The 7,802-nt window shown below is 73.9% G+C and carries 6 protein-coding genes; 3 read left to right on the forward strand and 3 right to left on the reverse strand.

The window, feature by feature from the left end; translation table 11 throughout:
- From NJ376_RS27530 to NJ376_RS27540, 3 genes are all read right to left on the reverse strand, one after another.
- Positions 1-627, reverse strand: a 627-nt coding sequence (locus NJ376_RS27530; RefSeq protein WP_252956556.1) for a response regulator, incomplete at its 3' end; no start/stop codon positions are given.
- Entirely contained in the window at positions 624-2,696 is a 2,073-nt protein-coding gene (gene prsK, locus NJ376_RS27535; protein ID WP_252956557.1) for an XrtA/PEP-CTERM system histidine kinase PrsK, read from the reverse strand. The genes prsK and NJ376_RS27530, both read right to left, overlap by 4 nt.
- A gap of 28 nt (positions 2,697-2,724) precedes the next feature.
- Positions 2,725-4,047: an exopolysaccharide biosynthesis polyprenyl glycosylphosphotransferase gene (locus NJ376_RS27540; RefSeq protein ID WP_252956558.1), complete on the reverse strand. Its 1,323-nt coding sequence runs from the start codon at positions 4,045-4,047 to the stop codon at positions 2,725-2,727.
- 542 nt (positions 4,048-4,589) lie between these two features.
- Between NJ376_RS27540 and NJ376_RS27545 the strand changes: the two genes are divergently transcribed.
- The 3 genes from NJ376_RS27545 to NJ376_RS27555 are packed head-to-tail and all read left to right on the forward strand — an operon-like array spanning position 4,590 to position 7,702.
- Positions 4,590-5,186, forward strand: coding sequence for an XrtA/PEP-CTERM system exopolysaccharide export protein (locus NJ376_RS27545; RefSeq protein ID WP_252956559.1), 597 nt, complete (start codon positions 4,590-4,592; stop codon positions 5,184-5,186).
- Between the two features lie 3 nt (positions 5,187-5,189).
- On the forward strand, positions 5,190-6,737 hold the full coding sequence (locus tag NJ376_RS27550; RefSeq protein ID WP_252956560.1) for an XrtA system polysaccharide chain length determinant: 1,548 nt from the start codon (positions 5,190-5,192) through the stop codon (positions 6,735-6,737).
- Entirely contained in the window at positions 6,734-7,702 is a 969-nt protein-coding gene (locus NJ376_RS27555) for a P-loop NTPase family protein (protein ID WP_252956561.1), read from the forward strand. Before NJ376_RS27550 ends, NJ376_RS27555 begins: the two co-directional genes overlap by 4 nt.
- Positions 7,703-7,802: the final 100 nt, after the last annotated feature.

Consider the following 7,802-nt stretch of genomic DNA (forward strand, 5'->3'; position numbering starts at 1 on the left):
GTTCTCCGGGATGGCGGCGCAGTTCAGCGCGACGAAGGGCTTCGGCGCCCGCGGCCCCATCTCGTGCAGGGCGCGGGCCAGCGCCTCCTTGCCGGTGCCGCTCTCGCCCAGCAGCAGCACGGGGACGGAGACGCCGCCCAGCCGCTCCACCGTGCGGCAGACCTTCAGCATGCCGTCATCGGCGGTGACGATACCGCGGATGGGGGAAGGCCCGGGAGCGGCGGCGAGGCGGCGATTCTCCTCCTCCAGCTCCCGCAGCCTGAGCGCCCGGTCGATGACGGTGCGCAGCACCGCGAGATCGACCGGCTTCTCGCAGAAATCATAGGCGCCGAGGGCGATGGCGCGCAGCGCATTCTCCCGCTGCCCCTGGCCGGAGGCGATGACGACCGGCAGCCAGGGATTGACCGCCCGCAGCATCTCCAGCGTGGCGAAGCCCTCGGCGACGCCCTCCGCATCCGGCGGCAGGCCGAGGTCGAGCAGCACCGCGGCGGGCTGCTCCCGCCGCACCGCCTGCTCCGCCGCGGCGCGGTCCCCGGCCAGCAGCACGCGGCAGGCGGGGAAGGCCCAGCGATACTGCGCGGCGAGGCCCGGATCGTCCTCCACGATCAGCAGCTTCGGCTTGTTCACGCGTGCGTCTCCTCGGCCAGGGCCGGCACCGGCCCCGGGAAGGGTTCCGGAGCGGCGGGCAGGACCAGCCGCATGGTGGTGCCGGCCCCCGGCCGGCTTTCGACGACGAGCTCGCCCCCGGCGGCCCGCAGCAGCTCCCGCGCCTGCCAGGCGCCGATGCCGGAGCCGCCCGGCTTCGAGCTGCGGAGCGGACGGAACAGCTCGTCGCGGATGAATTCCGGGCTCATGCCGGGGCCGGCATCGATGATCTCCACCAGCACCCGGCCCGGCGCCGCCCGCAGGCCGACCCGCACCGGATCGCCGGGGCGGGAGGCCTCGGCGGCATTGTTCAGCAGATGGCCGAAGGCGGCGTCGAATTCCTCCGGCGCCATGGCGGCGGCGGCGGGCCGCCCTTCCACGGCGAACTCCACCGGGTGCGGCCGGGTGGCGAGCAGCTGGCGGATCCGCTCCTCCGGCCACAGCAGCGCCGCCGCCCCCGCCGCCTCCCCAGGCTGGCGCAGCCGGGCGATCAGGGCGTTGATCCGCTCGGCGGAGGCGCGGACGGTCAGCAGCATGTCGCGCTGGAATTCCGGGTCCTGCAGATGCTCCTCGGCATTGGCGAGGAGCAGGCTGAGCTGGCTGGAGACCGTCTTCACGTCATGCGCGACGAAGGCGAAGCGGCGGGCATAGTCGCCGAGCTGGCGCTGCTCCGCCAGGCGCTGCGCCGCCTGCCGCTCGGCGAGGAACATCGCCACCTCCCGGCCCAGGGTGGACAGCAGCTCGAACACTTCCCGGTCCAGCGGGAAGCCGGCGCGCGGCGGGGCGAGCAGCACCAGCCCGACCAGCCCGGCCGCCTCCCCCTGCGGCCTGCCCCGGTGGTGCGGCAGCGGCACGGCCAGCCAGAGCGGGCCCAGGGCGGCGAGCGCCGGCGGCGTCTCGGCAAAGCGGAACACCTCCCCGGCGGCGCAGGCGGCGGCAAGCGGCGGCGGCAGCTCCGGCGGCGCGGCCAGCTTCGGCATGTTCCAGGACCCGACCCAGCGCAGCCGCCCCTCCGGCTCGGCCAGCAGCAGCAGCCCGGCCGGGCTGTCCACCGCATCGGCAATGGCGCGGATCGCCCGCTGCTCGGCCGGCGCGGCCCCGTGCGGGCCGGCATCCGGGCCGGAGAGGATATCGACGCAGCGCAGCCATTCCCGACGGTAATCGTAGCGGGCAGTGAAGAAATGATCGACGACCAGGCGGCGGAGGCGGGAGCGCATGGAGCGCGAGGAGAGCGCGACGGCGAGCGCCAGCGGCGCCCCGGCCAGCAGCACCGCCCGCGCCACCTCCCCCCAGCGCGAATCCAGCCGGCGCATTGCCTCCCCGCTGGCACCGGCCAGCAGCAGCAGGGTGCCGGCGACCACCAGCGTGGCGCCGTGGAACACCACCTGGCGGGACACCGGCAGGTCCCGCCGCCAGCGCCCGTCCCGCACCGCCGCCACCGCGAGCAGCGGGGCGGAAAGCGCGGCGAGCGCTGCCCGGGCATCGATGAGCACGGCGGAGATGCCGCCCGAGAGGCTGGCCCCGGCGAAGAGCAGCAGGTCGAAGGCGGCGAGGCCGCCAAGCGCGATGGCCGGCAGGTTCACATGCCAGCGCAGCGCCTCGTCGGCATTGCGGTAGAGGTTCTCCGCCAGCAGCACGACCATGAGGAGCAGGCCGAGGCGCGCCAGCCCGGCGGCGGTGCCGAGGGCGGGCGGGAGCGGCAGGCGGAGCATCTCGGGCAGCAGCCCGGCCAGGGCGAGCAGGGCGAAGCCGCCGCCGAGCAGGCCGAGGCGGCGGAGCAGCGGCGGGGTGCCGCCGGCGAGGCGCGCCTGCAGCCGCAGCAGCAACAGGCCCCAGAGCGCGTCGCGCAGCACTTCCAGCACCCCGGCCGGGCCGGCCAGGGGTGCCTCCGGCGTCAGCGCGACGGCGGCGGCCCAGAGCCCGGCGCTGCCGCAGGCGGCCGCCAGCAGCCAGGCCGCGGGCCCGCGCCCGGCGGCCAACACCAGGAGGGTCCAGGCCAGGCAGATGGCGGCCGAGCCGCCATGCAGCAGCGCCGATCCGGTGGCGGTCACGGCATGGCCGGGCCGGCGTTCCCCGGCCTCACCGCGAGCCTTCCTGGAACAGCACCACCCGCACCGTGGCCACCAGGATCAGCAGGTCCAGGAACAGGCTGCGGCGGCCGAGATAGTAGAGGTCGTAGGCAAGCTTCATCCGGGCATCCTCCACGGAGGCGCCGTAGGGATAGTTAACCTGGGCCCAGCCGGTGATGCCCGGGCGGACCAGGGCGCGGTCCGCATAATGCGGGATGAGCTCGGCGAGCTGCGCGACGAAGGCGGGTCGTTCCGGCCGTGGCCCGACCAGGGCCATGTCGCCGCGCAGCACGTTCAGCACCTGCGGCACCTCGTCCAGCCGGGTGAGGCGGATGAAGCGGCCGACCCGGGTGACGCGCGGATCCTGCTTGCTCGCCCAGACCGGGGCGCCGCCGGCTTCCGCATCCGTCACCATGCTGCGGAATTTCAGCAGCCGGAACACCCGGCCCCCGCGCCCCACCCGCTCCTGCCGGTAGAAGACCGGCCCAGGGCTGTCGAGTTTGACGGCCAGCGCGGTCAGCACCAGCACCGGCAGGGTGAAGATCAGCAGGAACAGGGCGATGGCGATGTCGAGGCCGCGGCGCAGCGCCGCCTCGGCGCGGCCTTCGCGGGCGGCGCGGGTGGTCGCCGCCCAGCCTTCCGGCAGCCGGTCGATGTCCAGCCGGGCGAGGTGGCGCTCGCGCAGCTCCGCCGCGCTGAAGACATGCACCCCGGCGGCCTCGCAGCGGTGGCGTACCGCCGGGGGCAGCACCGCCGGGTCCTGCGCCACCACGGCCCAGACCCGGCCGGCGCGCAGCCGGCCCGGCGCCAGCTCGGCGGCCAGGGCCTGGCCGGGACGGACGGTGAAGGCGGTCTCGAACTCCGTCTCCGGCACCTCCGGCAGGCGCGGCGCTGCCTCGTCCCGCACCAGGGCGAGGCGGCGCTTCAGCAGCCCGCCGCGGGCGGCGGCGGCGAAGCCGAGCCGGGTGGCGATGATGACGAGGAGGCAGGCGAGGACCAGCCTGGCCAGCCAGCCCGGCCCGGCCGCCGGGCCGGTGGCGCGGAACAGGTGGAGCAGCGGCCAGGCGAGCAGCAGCAGCAGCAGCCCGGCGACCAGGCTGCCGCGCAGCAGGCGGGAGAAGCGCGACCAGATGGCCGGGCGGTACAGGCCGCTGGCGCCGGAGACGAGGCCGGCGGCCACCGCCAGCAGGGCGGCGGGGCCGAGGCCGGAGAGGGGGTCGAGTGGCGCGCCCCAAAGGAGGACGCAGTAGATCGCGAGGAAGCAGGCCAGCCCCTCGATGACGTAGAGGACCAGCAGCTCGGACCGGATGCTGTGCCCGAAGAGGGTCGTCATGTCTGAACATCCTCGTGCGCGTGACGGCGGGGCGGCCCGCCGTTAACGGTGTGTTCGTCTCTGCTGCGCTATGTCCACTCTTTGAGAAAAATTTTCAATATAAGAGTCACGGCGAATTCGCCCGTGGAGCGTTGCGTGCCTCGCGGGATGCGACGAGGGAGGATCGCGCCAAGGCCGCAATGAGCCGCTTGAGCCAGGCGAAAGCCGGCAAGCCCTATATTCAAATTATGGTGATGACAGACGGATGCCCGCCGAAGTTCCCGGATTTCCGGCAAGCCTCTGGTCATAATTACGCGTCACTTCGGTACCGCCGGGCGCCGGCCGCCATCCGGGCTATCTTTGTGAAAATTGGACAAAGATTATTTTTTAGATGTTGCGAAGCTGTGAGGCTCCCTCTAGCTTCACGCCATCTCAAGAACTGGGCTGCATATTGCCGCGAGAGCAACGGCGGCGGCATGCGCGTTGAAGGAGAGTAGAGGATGGTGGCGCAGCGTATGCTGGCGCGACGCCGGTGGGCGCCGCCCGGGGCCGGCCGGATGGCAATGCTTGCGCTCCTTCTCGGAGTCGCCGCCTGCGCCGCGCCGCCGCCGACCCCGGCCGCCGAGGCCGCCGGGGCTGCCGAGGTCGCCGCGCCGGACTACGTCATCGGCCCGGGCGACAGCCTCTCGGTCTTCGTCTACCGCTCGCCGGAGCTCAGCGCCGACCTGCCGGTCCGCCCGGACGGCCGCATCTCCCTGCCCCTGGCGCCGGACATCGAGGCAGCCGGCCGCACCCCCTCGCAGCTCGCCCGCACCATCGAGGAGAAGCTGAAGGAATATGTGCGGGAGCCGAACGTGACCGTCATGGTGCGCTCCTTCGTCGGCCCCACCAACCGGCAGATCCGCATCATCGGCGAAGCCGCGCAGCCCAAGGCCATCCCCTACCGCGAAGGCATGTCGGTGCTCGACGTGCTGATCGAGGTCGGCGGCCTCACCCGCTACGCCGCCGGCAACCGGGCGGAGATCGTCCGCCGCGGCGCGGACGGCCGGAACCAGGTCATCCGCCTCCGCCTCTCGGACCTGCTGCGGGATGGCGACATCGCCCAGGACGTGCCGATGCGGCCGGGGGACACGCTGGTAATCCCGCAAGGCTGGTTCTGAGTCATGCAGTTCCTCACCCAGCTTCGCCGCTACGGCAAATCCGGCTGGCGGCACCGCTGGAAGGCGATGCTCCTCGCCTGGACGATCTGCGCCCTCGGCTGGGCCGTCGTCTCCGCCATCCCGGACCAGTACCGCGCCACCGCCCGGCTCTACGCCGATGCGGACATGATCCTCGGCCAGCTCCTGCGCGGCATCGCGGTGGACAATGCCCCGGCCAACCAGGTGGACATCCTGCAGCGCACCCTGCTCAGCCAGCCGAATCTGGAACGGGTGATCGCCCGCACCGACCTCGACCTGCGGGTGAACAGCGTGGCGGAGCGGGAGACGCTGCTGCAGCGCTTGGCGAAGGACATCCGCATCGCCACCCAGACGCGGAACCTCTTCACCATCTCCTATTCGGACCGCGATCCGCGCCTGGCGCGCGACGTGGTGCAGACCCTGCTGACCCTCTTCATCGAATCCGCCAGCAGCAACGACCGGCAGGCGATGGAGAATGCCCGCATCTTCGTCAACCAGCAGATCGCCTCCTACGAGGCGCAGCTGCGGGAGGCCGAGCGGCGCCGCGCCGAATTCCGCGCCCGCTACATCGATCTGCTGCCGCAGGATGCGCTCGGCGGCGCCAGCCGGCTGGAAGCCGCCCGCGCCGGCCTGCTGCGGCTGAAGGGGGAGCTGCAGGACGCGATCGTAAGGCGGGACATGCTGAAGCCGCAGCTCGCCGCCCTGCCGCAGACCCTGACCGAGCCCGGCGGCCCGGGCGGGGAGGGCCGCATCGCGGAGGCGGAGCGGGCGCTGCGCGAGCTGCGCCTGCGCTTCACCGAGCAGCACCCGGACGTGGTCGCCGCCCGCGCTGCGCTGGCCGAGCTGCGCGCCTCCGGCGCCGGCAGCGCCCCGGCCCGGGGCACCGGCGCCTCCCGCGCCACGGCGCGGCCCAACCCGGTCTATGAGCAGACGAAGCTGCGGCTGATCGAGCTGGATGTGCAGATCGCCTCGCTGGAGCGCAAGGTGCGCGACGAGGAAACCGAGCTGGAGCGGCTGGAGACGGTCGCCCGCGGCGCGCCGCAGCTCCAGGCGGAGTCCCTGAACCTCGACCGCGACTACAACGTGCTGCGGCGGAACTATGAGGAGCTGCTGGCCCGGCGGGAGGCGGTGCAGATCGCCGGCGCGGCGCGCAACGGCACGGACCGGGTGCGGCTCGAGATCGTCGATCCGCCGGTGGTCCCCAACCTGCCGACCGGGCCGAACCGCTTCCTGCTCGCCTCCGCCGTGCTCGCCATCGGGCTCGGCACCGGCGCCGGCCTTGCCCTGCTGCTGGTGCAGTTCGACCGTGGCTTCTACACGCTGCATGACCTGCGCCAGCTCGGCCTGCCGGTGCTTGGCAGCATCTCCTCCACCCTCGCCTCCGGCTCCGCCGCGGCGCGGCTCGGCTTCGTCGGCAGCCTTGGCTTCGCCGGCAGCCTCGGCCTGCTGCTGCTGGCCTATGGCGTGGTGCTGACCGCCGGGCCCCACATGGTCGCCCGGCTCCCCTCCCTGCTGGCGAGGATCGTCGCGTGAGCGAGCCGAAACCCCGCTCTCACCTGGTCGAGCGCGCGATGGAAGCGCTGGGTGGCGCAGGCACGCTGCTGCGCCCCGGCGGTACCCCGCCCGCCCCGGCGGCGCCCATGCCGGGGTCGCGCCCGGGGCCGCTGCCGAAGGCGGCAGGGCAGGCCGAAGCCGTCGCCCCGCCCCCCGCCCCGCCGGATGGGGGCGAGGTCCCCGCCGCGGCCGCACCGGTGAGCCTCGAGGCCATGCGCCGCGCCGGCCTCGTCGTCGCCCCGGGCAGGGCGGAGCGCAACCGCGCCTCGGAGGAGGTGAATGTGGTGCAGCACCAGGTGCTGCGCACCCTCCGCGCGACGCCGGAGGCGGAGGGGCGCTGCGCCCGCGCCATCCTCGTCACCAGCGCCCGGCCGGGGGAGGGCAAGACCTTCACCGCCCTCAACCTCGCCGCCAGCATCGCGGTCGGCGGCGGCCGCCCTGCCGTGCTGGTGGATGTGGACGGCAAGCACGGCTCGGTCTCGGAGCTGCTCGGCCTCGCCGACCAGCCCGGGCTGCACGCCCTGGCTGCGGGCTCCGCCTTGCCGGTCGCCAGGCTGCTGGTGCCGACGGAGCTGCCGGCGCTCGCTATCCTCCCCTTCGGCCATGTCACCGGCGCCTCCGAGGCGCCCTCGGGTGCCGGGATGGTCGCCGCCCTGCTCCGCCTGGCCGCCGCCCTGCCGCGGCATGTGCTGGTGCTGGACAGCCCGCCCTGCCTCTCCACCAGCGACCCCTCCGCCCTCGCCTCCGCCGTCGGCCAGGTGCTGATGGTGGTGCAGGCGGAGCGTACCCAGCGGGACGAGGTCGAGGCGGCGCTCGACCTGGTGGAGGCCTGCCCCACCCTGCAGCTCGTGCTGAACCAGACCCGGATGACGAGCAATGACAGCTTCGGCGCCTATGGCGCCTATGAGGTCTATGGCTCCTACGGCGCCAGGCCGGACGCCTGAGATGCCTAGTCCGGCATGCAGCGGGTGGGTCGGCGCCGGGGCGCCGGCCGGCGGGGCGCGGCCCGGCGGCGCGCCGGGCGGGGCCATGCCGGGCACCGCG

The sequence above is a fragment of the Siccirubricoccus soli genome (genome assembly GCF_024178315.1).
Lineage (GTDB): Bacteria > Pseudomonadota > Alphaproteobacteria > Acetobacterales > Acetobacteraceae > Siccirubricoccus > Siccirubricoccus soli.

Coding starts and splice junctions, on each gene's coding strand:
- NJ376_RS27540 (WP_252956558.1), bottom strand. CDS start 4,047: ATGACGACCCTCTTCGGGCACAGCATCCGGTCCGAGCTGCTGGTCCTC.
- NJ376_RS27545 (WP_252956559.1), top strand. CDS start 4,590: ATGCTTGCGCTCCTTCTCGGAGTCGCCGCCTGCGCCGCGCCGCCGCCG.
- NJ376_RS27550 (WP_252956560.1), top strand. CDS start 5,190: ATGCAGTTCCTCACCCAGCTTCGCCGCTACGGCAAATCCGGCTGGCGG.